Origin of the sequence: Paraglaciecola polaris LMG 21857 (genome assembly GCF_000315055.1) — a bacterium.
GTDB lineage: Bacteria > Pseudomonadota > Gammaproteobacteria > Enterobacterales > Alteromonadaceae > Paraglaciecola > Paraglaciecola polaris.
The window spans coordinates 17,369-32,620 of the sequence record NZ_BAER01000107.1; the positions used below are offsets into that span (position 1 = coordinate 17,369).

The following is a 15,252-nucleotide window of genomic DNA, read 5'->3' on the forward strand; positions in this document are numbered from 1 at the left end:
AAACTGAATTGAGATAAAGGTTTACACCATTTCTTTTAAAATACTGTTTTCAAACGAATCAATGGAAAACTCTCTCTCTGCGATACCTGACGACATCACTGCTTGTGGCATACCATATACCACAGAGCTTAGCTCATCTTGAGCCCAAATTTTCGCCCCATATTTTTTCAGCTTCTCAGCACCGAGTTTTCCGTCAGCACCCATGCCGGTAAGAATAATACCAAGTACATCCCCTTGATAAACTTTGGCAAGAGACTCAAACGTAATATCCACACTGGGTTTATATAATATATCGGCACCGTCTGACGTATCATAAACTCTGAATGTCGCCCTTTGACTGTCACCTTGCACGGTCATTTGCCGACCGCCAGGCGCGAGGTAAGCCACACCCGCCTCTACGGCTTCACCATTTCGGGCTTCTTTTACAGTTAACTTAGAGACTTGATTAAGCCGTTCAGCAAACGCTCGCGTAAAAGCACCTGGCATATGCTGGACAATGAAAATAGGATAAGGGAAATGCTGGGGAATATTGGTTAACACTTTCTGCAGAGCAACAGGCCCACCCGTGGATGTACCTATGGCCAAGCAGCGATATTTTTTGCCAGAAGGCAGCCCTGCAGACGACGAATGGTAAACCGGTGTCGACACCGAAGCCGTACTTGTGGATTGAGACGAACGATTGGCGAGGTTTCGACTGACTGGTTTATTAAACAAAATAGCTTTAGGTGGGGCTACGCGCGAAGCAGCAGGGCGAAAACCATGCTGCTTGCGGCACAGGCCTTTGACTCGCGACTGTAACAACGCAACAGCATCTTGACGATTAGCGGCAATATCTTCGAATTTTTTTGGTAAAAAATCCATTGCACCTGCATCTAATGCGTCCAATGTCGCTTTAGCGCCCTCTAACGTCAGAGAAGAAAACATAATGATCGGAACAGGTTTACGTGCCATGATTTTTTTGACGGCTGTTATACCATCCATCACAGGCATTTCCACGTCCATGGTCACCACATCCGGATTCAGTTGCATAACCATATCAACCGCTTCTTGTCCGTTTCGAGCTTCACCAACTACCTCTAAACTGGGGTCTTGCTCTAAAATTTCTTTTACACGGCGCCTAAAAAAAATCGAATCATCAACTACTAATATCTTGTAAGCCATGTATGTTTTATCAAAACCTCGAGGTTATCGCGCTTGCCGAATAGCATCGGACTTTTTCTTAGCATAATGCTTCAGTAACCCAGGAACGTCTAAAATTAACGCGATACCACCATCACTAGTAATCGTTGCTCCCGCCATACCAGGCGTACCTTGAAGCAGTTCATCAAGTGGTTTAATCACCACTTCTTCCTGCCCTATGAGTGCATCCACCACAAAACCAAGTTGTTGTGTACCAATTTTCACCACAACCACATGCCCTTTGGAGCGGTCTAACGGTATAGGCTTAGCATTTTTACGCACCAACCACTCACGTAAATAAAATAATGGTATGGCTTTAGAACGCACAATTTTAGTCAACTGACCATCAACCGTATTGGTTTTACTCATATCCATATTAATAATTTCGTTTACCGAGCCTAAAGGCAAAGCAAATGTCTGATCGCCAACCACTATCATTAACGTGGGTAAAATAGCGAGAGTTAACGGCACTTTAATTTCTAATGTTGTTCCTTTGCCCAGCACGGAGTCAATATTAACCGTACCGTTTAATTGGTTAATCTTAGTTTTAACCACGTCCATGCCAACACCACGGCCTGACACTTCAGATATTTCTGTTTTAGTAGAAAAGCCTGGCGCAAAAATCAAATTAAAAGCTTCTTCATCCGTCATGCGCGCAGCGGCATCAGCATCTAACACGCCTCGAGAGATAGCGATCTCTTTGAGTTTATCCGGATCCATACCTTTGCCATCATCTATTATGCTCAGTAAAATATGATCCCCTTCTTGGGATGCGGTTAATTTTACCGTACCTAAGGATGGCTTACCGGCAGCGATTCTATCAGCAGGCATTTCAATACCGTGATCCACTGAGTTGCGCACCAAATGCACCAAAGGGTCGGCTAGTGCTTCAACTAAGTTCTTATCTAAATCAGTGTCCTCCCCTTCAAGCTCTAGGGTAATTTCCTTTTTCAAGGTACGAGCCAAATCTCGAACAACCCGAGGGAAACGACCAAACACCTTTTTAATGGGCTGCATTCGGGTTTTCATCACCGCGCCTTGCAAATCGCCTGTTACCACATCGAGATTGGCAATCGCTTTAGACATACTCTCATCGTTTACCGTTAGCCCTAGGCTAAGCAAACGATTGCGTACCAACACCAACTCACCGACCATATTCATAATTTGATCTAGGCGCTTTGTATCCACACGCACCGTTGTTTCTGCTTGGGGTACCGATGGGCGCTTTTCTTCGCGTTGTGTCGGCGCAACCATACTTGGGATAGGCGCGGCACTTTTAACTGGAGCACTGGCTTGGATTGGCGAGATAGAAGGTACACTCGCTTGAGGCGGTGCCACAGACGACGTACTAGCTGTATTATCTTCCTCGCTATTATTAACCACTTTGTCTGGTTGCTTTAGCTGATCATTCTCTGCAGAGCTCGGCGCTACGGGTGTCGCAGATGTGTTTGCTTTCACCGCAGGTGCTTGCCCTTTGCCATGCAGTTGATCAAGTAAGGCTTCAAACTCGTCGTCGCTGATGTCTTCACCATCAGCGGAAGATGTAATCACGGGCGGCGCTTTACTTGCCGCAGTCGGTGTGACTTGTCCGCCACTAAATTGTCCCTCGCCATGAAGTTGATCAAGTAAAGCTTCGAAATCATCGTCACTTATATCGCCGTCATCATCTGCTGTGTTAGCAGCCTCTGCAACGAGACTCGAAGAAGTAACCGCTACGGGGTTGCCTTTGCCATGTAATTCATCTAGCAGCGCTTCGAATTCAGATTCATCGAAATCGTCAGAGCTTGATTTTGCTGCACTCCCAGACGTTGTTTCAGCTTGCGTGACTTGTGGTACTTCATCTTTAGACTCAGGTTTGCTGAGACGATGCAGGGTATCAAGTAAATTTTGCGAAGCTGCAACAAGGGGCTTTTTGGTTTTAACATCTTCAAACATGCCCACAACTTCGTCAGTAGCTTGTAGAATAATGTCCATCAACTCCGGCGTTAACGAGCGTTGACCGTTGCGCATGACGTCAAATACGTTTTCAGCGCCGTGGCAAATATCCACCAATTCCGTCAACGAAAGAAAGCCGGCGCCACCTTTTACCGTATGATAGCCACGAAAAATAGCATTGAGCAGATCTGCGTCTTGCGGGTTGTTTTCCAATTCGACGAGTTGTTCTTGAAGCTGTTCTAATATTTCACCAGCTTCAACTAAAAAGTCTTGAAGAATTTCCTCGTCAACATCAAACGCCATATTCTAACGCCTCTAAAATCCTAAACTTGAGAGTAAGTCATCAACATCATCTTGGTCAGATGCGACGTCGTCACGGTTAGCGGCATCGAGAATCGGGCCTTCCGCTTTTACACTATCGGCTTGTTTATCAGATATATGAGTTATTTTCAGCGATTCCGTTTCACCGAACATGGTAAGCATGTGTACTAAGCTATCTTCCACTTCCTTCACCAACTCAATGACGCGGCGAATGACCTGACCTGTAATATCTTGATAACCTTGGGCAAGTAGCATTTCAGTGAGAAACTCATTTAGTTTACCTGACTCGGCTTCGCCTTCTTCTAAAAATGTATCCAGACGTCGACATAAAACATTAAATTCTCCCAGCGCTAACTGGCGACTCAATAATTTTTTCCATTCAGGTAAAATGGCATTGATTTCCGAGTTAAGTTTAGTCGCAATAGGCATGCAGTTATCGACCAAATCCATCGTGCGATTAGCTGCTTGCTCAGTAGTTTCAATCACATAAGTGAGACGCGTCTTAGCATCAGGAATTTCTTCATTCGCTAAGTTAGCTATACGCTCGTCAAATTGAAAATTATTAAGCGAATCATGAAGTTGGCGAGTTAGTTTACCCACCTCTTCAAACAATTCTACCGAATTAGTATCATTCACTTTGTCGAGTAACTGTTGCGCGCCTTGGTTGTCACCACTTTCCAGCATGACAACTAATTGCTTTGCATCGTCCAACGACATGGGGGCAGAACTTGAGGTCATATGGCCTTCCTTTTAGTTCAGAAAAGCCTGAGTTAACCTAAACGTTCAAAGATTTTGGCTAACTTCTCTTTAAGGGTTGCAGCGGTGAATGGTTTGATAACGTATCCATTCACACCAGCTTGCGCAGCGGCAACGATTTGTTCTTTTTTAGCTTCAGCAGTAACCATTAATACTGGGGTGTGTTTTAGGTTTTCATCTGCGCGGATCGCTCGTAATAAATCAATCCCTTGCATTCCTGGCATATTCCAGTCTGTTACCACAAAATCAAAATCACCTTGTTGAAGCATAGGCAACGCTGTGCTTCCGTCATCAGCTTCTTGAATGTTAGTAAAACCTAAATCCTTTAATAAGTTCTTGATAATACGACGCATTGTCGAAAAGTCATCAACAACCAAAATTTTCATATTTTTGTTCAAAATAATCTCCGCTCAGGGCAAAATTGCAAAATACCTTATTGCATTATTCTTCAATACGCCAAGTCTGCATTTTACTTTTTAGTTTAAGCATCGCTTGGCTGTGGATTTGACTGACACGTGACTCACTCACGTCTAATACTTCGCCTATTTCGCGTAAATTTAATTCCTCATCATAATACAGAGATAATACAATCGCTTCACGTTCCGGTAAGGTGGTAATTGCATGGGCTAAGGCCTTTTGAAAGGATCCTTGTAGTAAATCTTCAAACGGAGTATCCGATCCTTTGGTTTGTTCAGTGGTCACCACATCTTCGGTCACCCCTAAATCTTCCATGCCAATAATTTTACCCGCATTGACTTCACCAAGCATCTGATGATACTGATCTAAACTTACATCCAGCTTTTTGGCTATATCGACGTCTCGGGCATCCCGTCCCGTTTCTCGCTCAACTTTATTGATCGCATCAGTAATAGCACGACCGTTTTTGTGAACAGAACGAGGTGTCCAATCCCCTTTACGAATTTCATCCAGCATTGACCCGCGTATACGAATACCAGCAAAAGTCTCAAAACTCGCGCCTTTGGTACCGTCAAAATTACGCGAAGCTTCAAGCAAACCAATCATGCCGGCCTGAATTAAATCATCAACCAGTACACTGGCTGGCAAGCGTGCTATCAAATGATGAGCAATACGTTTAACCAGAGGCGCATGGCGTTCAACTAAGGCATTACGATCATCTAACTGCTGATATGCAGACGCTTTGCTATTCACCGAATGTCGCCCATGGCTTTTTTGACAATAAGCTGCTCAAGGAAAAACTCCAAGTGCCCGCCAGGTTGTGACGGTACTGGCCAACTACCAGCTTGTTGCGCTAACTTTTTAATGGCTATCGCTGCAGGAGACGTAGGGTAAGCCTCGACAATCGCTTTTTGCTTGCGCACAGATTTGCGAATATTCTCGTCAAACGGGATAGTTGCAACCAATTCTAACGCGACGTCTAAGAAACGATTAGTCACTTTCGTTAATTTATTAAATAGCTCTTGGCCTTCTCGCATATTGCGCACCATGTTGGCGACAATTTTAAAACGAAATACACCGTGCTCTTTATTAAGAATTTTAATTAACGCGTAGGCATCAGTTAATGATGTGGGCTCATCACACACAACCACTAATATATCTTGGGAAGCTCGCGAGAAACTCAAAACCATGTCTGAAATACCCGCCGCGGTATCAACAATCAATACATCGATTTGCGAACGCAGTTCACTGAAAGCTCTAATTAAGCCTGCGTGTTCTGTAGGGGTTAATTCGGTCATAGATTGACTGCCAGAGGTAGCCGGAGCAATCTTAATTCCGTATGGGCCTTCGACTAGCACTTCATCTAAGGTGCACTCCCCAGACAACACGTGAGAAAGATTTTTCACTACACGTAAGCCAAGTAACACATCAACGTTAGCTAAACCTAAATCCCCGTCCAATACCATCACTCTCTTACCCTGTTGGGCCATAGAGATTGCGGTATTCAAAGTCACGTTGGTTTTACCCACCCCGCCCTTACCGCCGGTTACGGCGATAACTTTGATTAATCGCGATTGATTCATTCTTCTTAAGCTACTCGCTTGATCCTCAATCATACTGCCACTGCTGCGTTATTTAGTGAATTGTCACTAGTATGAATTAATACATGCTTTTTATAAAGCTTGGCGGCACTGGTTATCAAAAATTTTGCATCAGCCACTTTTAAATCTTCCGGAACCTTTTGACCATCGGTTATAAAACTCACGGGCAATTTGTGCTCGATGGCCGCACTAATCGCCTCTCCAAGACTGTAGCATTCATCTAATTTGGTGAAAATACAACCCTGTAAAGAAATCTGTTTGTAAGCTGATATCGTTTGCTGCATAACTTGGTACTGGCAATTTGCCTGCATGACCAAATAGCTTCTGATATTTGCCGTGGTACTTTGCTTCAACGTTTCTAACTGTTTGATCAGTCTAACATCTCTTTGTCCAAATCCCGCAGTATCAATCAATATGAGACGCTTATTTCTGAACTGGAATAATAAATCGGACAACTCTTCAGCATTTTGTGCTTTTTTAACCGAACAGCCAATAATGCGTGCATAGGTGGATATTTGTTCGTAAGCGGCAATTCGATAACTGTCGATAGTAATCAAACCCACATTCTCTGCACCGTATTTTTGGGCGGCCTGAGCAGCTAATTTTGCGACTGTGGTCGTTTTACCTGTACCCGTTGGCCCCATTAAAACAGCAATGCCTCCGGTCATCAATAAGTTACTTTCTTCTATTTGAATACGATTTGCTAACAATCTAAGTAAAAATAACCACGCTTGACGTTCGTCCGTTTGCGCAGGTGTATAGGATACCACTTCATTGGCCAATGCTTGGCTTATACCCATTTTCTGCAGCTTATTGGTTAAATAGCCGTGTAAGGGATGATTTCGGCCTTTATCTTGTTGTAACAGGCCGGCAACTTGAAATTGTAAAACATTACGTAAAGAAGCCAGTTCTTGACGCATCTCATTTAGCGCATCATTCTGCTGCGGCGCGTGAGAGGCCGACATTTGCGGCGTTTGTTGAGGTTTAACTGCATGCGACTGACCATTAACACCCTGAGGTTTAGGGCGTTCAGGTGCGCTTTGCGTACTTTGAGATGACGCTTCTTTAGCGTGTATCTGCTTTTCTAGCAAGGCACGTAGACTATCCGGTCCACTGTCGCCGATTATTTCACTAAGCGTCGGGGTAGAAGAAACTCGTTGCTTAGGCGCGGATGTTGTCACAGGGGCTGTGCGTTTCGTGCTTATCGTAGGCTCTTTGTCATATGCTGCGACAATCTCCACCCCGTCATTAAGCTTTTTATTGGACATGATGACAGCATCATCGCCCAACTCATCTTTGACTTGTTTCAATGCTTCGCGCATGTCTTTGCCATAAAAGCGTCTAATTTTCACAATCTACCCCTTGCTACTGACATCTGGTGACGGACTATTGACCCACCGCACTGACTATTTTAATTTGTTTATCATCTGGTATTTCTTGATACGACAACACATGTAAACCTTGTACTGCGTGCTTCAAGAAGCGTGATAACACTGGGCGTAACATACCTGACGTTAACAATACGGCAGGCTCGCCGGCTAATTCTTGCTGTTGTGATGCGTCATTTAGCGACTTTTGTAAACGTTCTGCTAAACCAGGTTCGATGCCTGCGCCATCTCCACCACCCGCTTGAAGAGACTGGTGCAACATCTGTTCCAACTCTGGCGCCAAAGTTATGACTGGTAACTCAGCCTGGCCGCCGTTAATTTCTTGAATGATTAACCGTTTAAGGGAAATACGCAGCGCTGATACCAATACATCAGGATCCTGACTTTTTGGACCATACTCACACAATGTTTGCACTATGGTGCGTAAGTCACGGATCGGTACACCTTCATACAACAAGGTCTGCAGTACTTTCACGACAGTACTCAGTGACAGAATATCAGGCACTAAGCCTTCAACTAATTTAGGACTTTGCTTGGCGAGAATATCCAGCAGTTGCTGTACTTCCTCGTGACCTAATAACTGATAGGCATTATTGGTCAGCAACTGGCTCAAATGGGTAGCCACAACGGTGGCGCTATCAACGACTGTATAGCCTAAGGTTTGTGCATGTTCACGCTGATTCGCTCGTATCCACACTGCGTCTAAGCCAAATGCAGGATCTTTTGTAACCGTACCATCCAATTTGCCAAAGACCTGACCTGGATTAATCGCTAACTCATCATCATGACTAATTTCAGCCTCGCCAACAGATACACCTAACATAGATATCGTGTAATTATTTGGGCTTAAATCCAAATTGTCACGAATATGCACAGGCGGGATAAGAAATCCTAGTTCTTGGGATAATTTCTTACGTACCCCTTTTATGCGCGTCAATAATTCGCCGCTTTGAGATTTATCAACCAAGGGTATCAATCGATACCCTACCTCAAGACCAATGGTGTCAACGTGTTGTACATCATCCCAACCAAGTTCTTTAATTTCCGCGGGTTGCGCATTGTTACGCTCAGGCGTTGGAGAAAGTACTTCTGGTTGAGAAGCAAGTTTCTGCTCATTCCAGTATTGGTAATAAGCATAACCGCCCACTAACGCACTAAACCCGAGAAAAGCAACATGTGGCATACCGGGCACAATTCCCATCACAAACAAAATACCGCTGGTAATATATAGCGCCTTGCGATTACCTAATTGACGCGTTAATTCTTGTCCCATTTCTTGGGAATCGTTTTCTCGGGTTACTATGATCGCAGTAGCGACAGATAGCAGTAACGACGGAATTTGCGCAACAAGGCCATCACCAATGGTAAGTAGAGTATAGATTTCGACCGCTTGACCAAAGGCTAGATCGTGTTGAAAAATACCGATAAACAAACCACCTACAATGTTAATCAGCATAATGAATAAACCCGCTACCGCATCGCCTTTCACAAACTTTGATGCACCATCCATTGAACCGTAAAAATCAGCCTCACTGGTAACTTCAAAGCGGCGTTTGCGCGCTTCATCCTGATCGATAAAGCCTGCGTTCAAATCAGCATCGATTGCCATTTGTTTACCGGGCATTGCATCAAGGGTAAAACGAGCACTCACTTCAGATATACGCCCCGCACCCGCGGTGACTACTTTAAAGTTGATAATCAGCAAAATGGCAAATACGACAATACCCACAGCATAGTTACCACCGATAACCACTTCACCGAATGCCTCAATAACCTTACCTGCTGCGTCACCGCCTTCATGGCCCTCAAGAAGCACAATACGAGTTGAGGCAACGTTTAAGGCTAAACGCAGAACCGTCGCGATTAGCAGAACCAGTGGGAAAATACCAAAATCTACCGGTTTTTTAGTAAAGACCGAGACCAGAATAATGACTAAGGATAGGGCTATATTAAAACTAAACAGTACGTCGAGCAGAAAGGCCGGCATGGGTAAAATAATCATACCCATAATAGCCAATAAAACTAGCGGTGCACCCAGCCCTGTCAATGCTGACTGGAATTGTTTTTTGTCGAAACGATTAAGATAAGCTGTAAGTTGCATAGCGCGAATTTTTGACACCTAACGGACGTTTCATCTAGTAAAGCAACTAACGCGCCAACTAACGTAAACTATTCATCTGCAGATACCGAAATTAGTGTGAATATATCCCTAACGTCTTAATTCATAGGGGATTGGCAAGTTTTTCGGAACAGATTTTGGTCGCTTTCCTTTACCGTTCTTATAGGCTTTTAACTGGAATACATATGCCAATATCTGAGCTACGGCCATAAACAACTTAGCCGGTATCTCGGATTCCACTTCAGTGGAGTAGTAAATTGCGCGGGCCAGCATAGGCGAAGCAACAATCGGCACCTCGTGAGCATCAGCGATTTTACGAATATGCATGGCCATTTCATCTACCCCTTTAGCCACCAGCACTGGAGCACGGGTACCTTGTTGGTCGTACTTTAACGCGATGGAATAATGTGTTGGGTTAGTGACAATCACATCCGCGGTCGGCACTTCCTGCATCATACGGTTTGCTGCAGCTTGAAATTGCAATCTGCGGATACGGTTCTTAACTTGAGGGTCACCCTCAGCATTTTTATTTTCGTCTTTCACTTCCTGTTTAGACATTTTCATTTCTTTATTGTGCTTATAGCTTTGATAAGGCACGTCTAACGCGGCAATAGGGATAAGCGCACAACACATCATAAGAAACGCCCAAGAAATTAAATCCATGGCGTGGAATAAATTCTGTGGGTATAGCTCTAAATCCAGATGCAGCGCTTCATCTTTAAAAACCAACATAGCCACATATGCCATACCCATGATAACGACAACTTTAGCAATCGCTTTTAACAGCTCAACTAAACCATTCATGCCGAACATACGTTTTAACCCAGCTAGCGGGTTGAGCTTACTTGCCTTAGGGGCCGCGCCTTGCCACGTAAAGTTATAGCCACCTAAGGCAATATTACCGTAAATGCCCGCCGCTGTAATAATCACCATATACAACATAACGGGTCCACTTACGGTTTCGATAGCAAACCCCCACGCTTGAAACATATGCGTAAAGTCATAGGTTTCATCACGGGATAAAGTAAACATACGCAGAGTCACAAGATATAACGCTTTGGCAATTTGTCCTCCCATCATAATAAATGCAGCGGCGCTAAAAACCAGAACCAGTGCAGTTGATAGTTCTTTTGAGCGTGCAACTTGGCCCTTCTTTCTGGAGTCGGTAGTTTTTTTGGCCGTGGGGTCTTCTGTTTTTTCATTTGCATCAGACATGGATATCCGCCTCCTTTAAGGGCACACGTTAACGAGCTGACACATCATTTGCTGCGCCCTGTCCCATTGCACTTCAAAATGATGAGTGAAATTGTCCATGGTGATCCAAATGATCACTAAGCCCATGATCTGGGCAATACTGAAGCCCAAACTGAATATATTTAACTGTGGCGCAGCTTTTGTCATTACGCCAAACGCCAAGTTGACAATCAATAAAGACACAATCGGCGCCAAAGATAAGGTCACCGCTGAAATAAACATCCACCCCGCCCAGTGTGCAATCTCCCTAAACTGTTCGGGTTGCAACCACGCTTCTCCTACAGGAAAGGCAGTAAAACTCATGACCACCATGCGGATCATCGCTAAATGACCATCCAGCGCCCAAAAAAGTAAGGTCGCCAGTATTAGATAAAACTGTCCCACCGCAGGGACATTGATACCATTTACCGGGTCAACAATAGACGCAAATCCTAGCCCAGTTTGCATAGCGACAACTTGCCCAGCTAATACAAACGTGTTGAGCACCATGGTTGAAATAAATCCCAATGAAATCCCAATAATAAGTTGCTGAATAACCAAGACAAAGGTACTTACTGAAAAGATCTCAGCCACGGGAACCGGAGGGATAACAGGAAGAATAATAAGAGTAATAAATAGAGTCAGTAATGCGCGTACCGTGGTTGGTACCGTTTTAGCGCTCAAGCCAACCATAGTCGCCAACATGCCAGAGATCCGCATGAAAGGCAGCAACATGTCCCCCATAAACTGGGTAATGGTGTCGGCCGAGAACTCCATGTTAACCAACCACTTCTGGAATTCGTTCAACCATAGTAAAGGTAAAATCCATTAGCTGTTGTACTAACCAGTGCCCGCCCCAACTGAGCGCCAATAAAGTGACAATTAATCGTGGCAAAAAACTCATGGTTTGTTCATTGATTGAGGTAGCGGCCTGAAACACAGCCACAATCAGGCCAACAAACAAACTGGGTAAAATGATCGCCGAAACCTGCAATATTACCATATTCAGGGCTTCTTTTAGGATGTCGACAAAAACCTCTGGTGCCATGGCTACGTCCCCATTCCGAAGCTATTGGCCAATGTACCGAAAATCAAATTCCAGCCATCGACCATAACAAACAACATTAATTTAAACGGCAGAGATACTATCATCGGCGACAACATCATCATGCCCATTGCCATCAAAATAGAGGCCACCACAAGATCTAAAATCAGAAACGGGATAAACAACATAAAACCAATTTGAAAAGCGGTTTTTAATTCACTGGTGACAAATGCTGGGATCAGAACATTCATCGGCACGTCAGCGGGCTCCTGAAATCTGTCTTCGTAACCGCCTATTTCCACAAATGTTTCTAAATCTTTGACCCGGGTTTGCGCCAACATAAACCCTCGCAAGGGCTCCTTAGCTAACTCATAAGCTTGAATTGAGGTAATTTGCTCACTTAAATAAGGCTGCAATGCGGTTTCATTAATTTTTTCAAAAACCGGCGCCATGATAAACATCGACAAAAACAAACTAACACCAATCAGAATTTGATTAGATGGTGACTGTTGTAAGCCAATCGCTTGACGCAGAATCGATAACACAATAATGATACGGGTAAACGAAGTCATCATCATGATGAAGGCGGGTAGTAAGCTTAGCGCCGTCATAATGGCCACAACTTGTAACGTCATGGTGTAATCCTGGGAACCATCGGCATTTTCAGTCATGGTTAATGCAGGGATCCCCGGCTCAGCTAAAGCCCAACCTGGTATCGCCAGCAGCAATACAGCAAATAAAAACCAACATACTTTATTCATCTCGTGCTCCCACACCTTTTTTTGCGCCAGAGTTGGCGTTAGGCTGTAATTTACCGGCCATAAATAGGCTGAGTTTATCTTTGAAGAGTTCACCAGATGGTGCTTTATCGGTTGTGATAAGCGTATCGAGTTTAGCCAAATGATTAATATTTTGTGCTGTCACACCAATCAGGTGCTGCTCGTCACCGACTTCAATGACTAATATGCGCTCTTTAGTACCTGCCGCCAGAGAAGCGACTACTTTTAGCTGACCTGTGCTGCCACCAGTGACATTAAACCGTCGCATAATGAATGCCAGCATAAAAACCACCCCAATGACGAGCAACAAGGATAGAAAAATTGACACTATTGAAGTGGTATCAGAAAGGGTTTTAGCCTCAGCAAACGCTGAGTTAGAGGCTAAAAACAGAGGGCTTAGATACATCCAAACCCTTGTTTTAAAAGAGGTTTGCTTATCTAAGCTTTTTAATTCGTTCCAGTTGGCTAATAACATCAGTTAATCGAATACCAAATTTATCGTTGACTACTACTACTTCACCATGAGCAATCAACGTGCCATTTACTAACACATCTAATGGCTCTCCGGCTACGCGGTCTAATTCAACGACAGATCCTTGGTTTAACTGCAGCAAATTACGAATGCTAATATGGCTGCGTCCCACTTCCATAGAGATGGTCACAGGAATGTCCAAAATCGTGTCTAATTTGCGTTTCTCTGCAGGCGAAATATCTTTATCTTCTTCTAACTCATCGAGTTCTGCCACTGTCGCGCCAGTGTCTTTACTTTCTTCATCAGCCTGCTCAGCCATGGCCGCAGCCCAATCGTCTAAACCTTCTTCTTCACTCATAATCATTGCCTCTTGATTGGTTACAAATCATCTTCAAGGGTTTGTAACTCGGCGTCGCTATCGATTCTGCGACCCCCTTTGGTTAATAGCTGTAATTCTGATTTGACCGATGTCGGTCTCGGAATTTTACCGGTAATTTTAAGTGCCAAATTGTCTCTTGAGCGACCAAGCTTGGCTCTAAACGTGGGTAACTCTTCAATCATGACAGTAATGTGTTCTGGCATATCAATAGGAATAATATCTCCAGCTTTGAGATCCATGATTTTCTGTAAACTAAGCGTTAACTCCATCATATGCGTGGATAGCTCAACTTTTACGTCCATTATTTCATCACGTAGGGCTTTGCTCCAACGTAGATCCGTGTCTTCCTTATCACTTTGCACACCAGCATCTAGCAATTCACGTATGGGCTCAAGCATAGAATAGGGCAATGACACGTGGAAATCCCCTCCACCGCCATCCAGCTCTATATGAAACGAGCTGATGACCACCACTTCCGTGGGGCTGACAATATTCGCCATGGAGGGATTGACTTCAGAGTCCAAATATTCGAAGGACACATCCATCACAGGTGCCCAAGCTTCTTTATAATCCTCAAAAATCAACTTGAGCAGCATTTGAATAATTCGACGTTCAGTTGGTGTAAATTCTCGGCCTTCTATCTTGGCGTGATAACGTCCGTCTCCGCCAAAGAAGTTGTCCACTAAAATAAAGACTAAACGTGCCTCCATCGTAATGAGCCCTGTTCCTTTTAACGGACGAAAACGCACCATATTCAAACTGGTCGGCACAAATAAGGTATGGATATATTCGCCGAACTTGATCATTTGAATGCCATTAATCGACACTTCAGCAGAACGGCGCATCATGTTAAATAAACTGACCCGCATATGTCTGGCAAATCGTTCGTTAACAATTTCCAACGTCGGCATTCTTCCCCGGACAATTCGATCTTGCGAAGAAAAGTCATATTCAAGGGCAGAGCCATCGGCTTGCGCCTCCTCTACGTCTTCTTCTTCGACATCATCTACTCCGTGAAGTAGTGCATCGATTTCATCTTGGGATAATAAGTCGCTCAATCTTTTTCTCGCTTATACTTATTGCATTACAAAACCAGTGAATAATACTTGTTCAACCAATTCCTTGCCTGCTACGTCTTTTAGTGTTTTTTGCACTTCTTTCAGGGCATTATCCCGAATGGCTGCCTTACCGGCTTCAGTAATTAAATCATCCGCATTGGCTTGACTAAATGCTCGGTTAAGCGCTCCTTGTATAGACGGGATATGCATTTTCACTTTTTCTTCTGCATCACTACCGCGCACCATCAACTGCACCTTAATTTCAACTAACCTGTCTCGGCCAGTGCCCGGAACATTGAATGTGATAGGGTTCGGAATAGACACATACAAAGCAGTACCCGTTTTAACCGGCGCTGATGATTCAGTCTCAGAGCCTTCCATCTGCATTTGTTCTGCACCTTCGGCCATGGCTGCGTCATCTTCGCCGCCAAGTAAAAAGTAGGCAGCGGCTCCGCCACCAAGAAGTATCACCACCGCTATGATGATGATGATCATGAGTTTGCTCTTTTTAGCGCCCTCTTCCATTTGTAATTCTTCTTCAGCCATGACTACGCCTTGTATTGTAATTTG

16 protein-coding genes are annotated in these 15,252 nt (G+C 44.2%); all 16 read right to left on the bottom strand.

Annotation, left to right across the window (positions count from 1 at the left end):
- Positions 1 to 21 precede the first annotated feature (21 nt).
- Positions 22 to 1,161 (bottom strand): protein-glutamate methylesterase/protein-glutamine glutaminase, encoded by a 1,140-nt coding sequence (locus GPLA_RS16615; RefSeq protein ID WP_007106115.1) that lies wholly within the window; start codon positions 1,159 to 1,161, stop codon positions 22 to 24.
- A 24-nt stretch (positions 1,162 to 1,185) separates the two neighbouring features.
- Positions 1,186 to 3,417 (bottom strand): chemotaxis protein CheA, encoded by a 2,232-nt coding sequence (locus GPLA_RS16620; protein ID WP_007106116.1) that lies wholly within the window; start codon positions 3,415 to 3,417, stop codon positions 1,186 to 1,188.
- Positions 3,418 to 3,429: 12 nt separating this feature from the next.
- Positions 3,430 to 4,173 carry a protein phosphatase CheZ gene (locus tag GPLA_RS16625; protein ID WP_007106117.1) on the bottom strand — a complete coding sequence of 248 codons (744 nt, stop codon included), beginning with the start codon at positions 4,171 to 4,173 and terminating at the stop codon, positions 3,430 to 3,432.
- 32 nt (positions 4,174 to 4,205) lie between these two features.
- Positions 4,206 to 4,589, bottom strand: coding sequence for a chemotaxis response regulator CheY (gene cheY, locus GPLA_RS16630; protein ID WP_007106118.1), 384 nt, complete (start codon positions 4,587 to 4,589; stop codon positions 4,206 to 4,208).
- 43 nt (positions 4,590 to 4,632) lie between these two features.
- Entirely contained in the window at positions 4,633 to 5,361 is a 729-nt protein-coding gene (locus GPLA_RS16635) for an RNA polymerase sigma factor FliA (RefSeq protein ID WP_007106119.1), read from the bottom strand.
- Entirely contained in the window at positions 5,358 to 6,224 is an 867-nt protein-coding gene (locus tag GPLA_RS16640) for a MinD/ParA family protein (protein WP_007106120.1), read from the bottom strand. Before GPLA_RS16640 ends, GPLA_RS16635 begins: the two co-directional genes overlap by 4 nt.
- Positions 6,221 to 7,561, bottom strand: a complete 1,341-nt coding sequence (flhF, locus tag GPLA_RS16645; protein WP_007106121.1) for a flagellar biosynthesis protein FlhF — start codon at positions 7,559 to 7,561, stop codon at positions 6,221 to 6,223. The genes GPLA_RS16640 and flhF overlap by 4 nt, the downstream gene beginning before the upstream one ends.
- 34 nt (positions 7,562 to 7,595) lie before the next feature.
- Complete coding sequence (flhA, locus tag GPLA_RS16650; RefSeq protein ID WP_040515158.1) at positions 7,596 to 9,698, bottom strand: flagellar biosynthesis protein FlhA; 2,103 nt, start codon at positions 9,696 to 9,698, stop codon at positions 7,596 to 7,598.
- 108 nt (positions 9,699 to 9,806) lie between these two features.
- On the bottom strand, positions 9,807 to 10,931 hold the full coding sequence (flhB, locus tag GPLA_RS16655) for a flagellar biosynthesis protein FlhB (RefSeq protein ID WP_007106123.1): 1,125 nt from the start codon (positions 10,929 to 10,931) through the stop codon (positions 9,807 to 9,809).
- Positions 10,932 to 10,946: 15 nt separating this feature from the next.
- Positions 10,947 to 11,726, bottom strand: coding sequence for a flagellar biosynthetic protein FliR (gene fliR / locus GPLA_RS16660; RefSeq protein ID WP_007106124.1), 780 nt, complete (start codon positions 11,724 to 11,726; stop codon positions 10,947 to 10,949).
- Between the two features lies 1 nt (position 11,727).
- Complete coding sequence (gene fliQ / locus GPLA_RS16665; protein ID WP_007106125.1) at positions 11,728 to 11,997, bottom strand: flagellar biosynthesis protein FliQ; 270 nt, start codon at positions 11,995 to 11,997, stop codon at positions 11,728 to 11,730.
- Between the two features lie 2 nt (positions 11,998 to 11,999).
- Positions 12,000 to 12,755, bottom strand: a complete 756-nt coding sequence (gene fliP / locus GPLA_RS16670; protein WP_007106126.1) for a flagellar type III secretion system pore protein FliP — start codon at positions 12,753 to 12,755, stop codon at positions 12,000 to 12,002.
- The gene (gene fliO / locus GPLA_RS16675; RefSeq protein WP_007106127.1) at positions 12,748 to 13,179 is read right to left on the bottom strand and encodes a flagellar biosynthetic protein FliO; all 432 of its coding nucleotides are present in this window, start codon (positions 13,177 to 13,179) and stop codon (positions 12,748 to 12,750) included. Before fliO ends, fliP begins: the two co-directional genes overlap by 8 nt.
- Positions 13,180 to 13,207: 28 nt before the next feature.
- Positions 13,208 to 13,603, bottom strand: a complete 396-nt coding sequence (fliN, locus tag GPLA_RS16680; protein WP_007106128.1) for a flagellar motor switch protein FliN — start codon at positions 13,601 to 13,603, stop codon at positions 13,208 to 13,210.
- A 20-nt stretch (positions 13,604 to 13,623) separates the two neighbouring features.
- Complete coding sequence (gene fliM, locus GPLA_RS16685; RefSeq protein WP_007106129.1) at positions 13,624 to 14,682, bottom strand: flagellar motor switch protein FliM; 1,059 nt, start codon at positions 14,680 to 14,682, stop codon at positions 13,624 to 13,626.
- Positions 14,683 to 14,700: 18 nt separating this feature from the next.
- A complete protein-coding gene (gene fliL, locus GPLA_RS16690; protein ID WP_007106130.1) occupies positions 14,701 to 15,228 on the bottom strand; it encodes a flagellar basal body-associated protein FliL in 528 nt (175 codons plus the stop codon).
- Between the last annotated feature and the right edge of the window lie 24 nt (positions 15,229 to 15,252).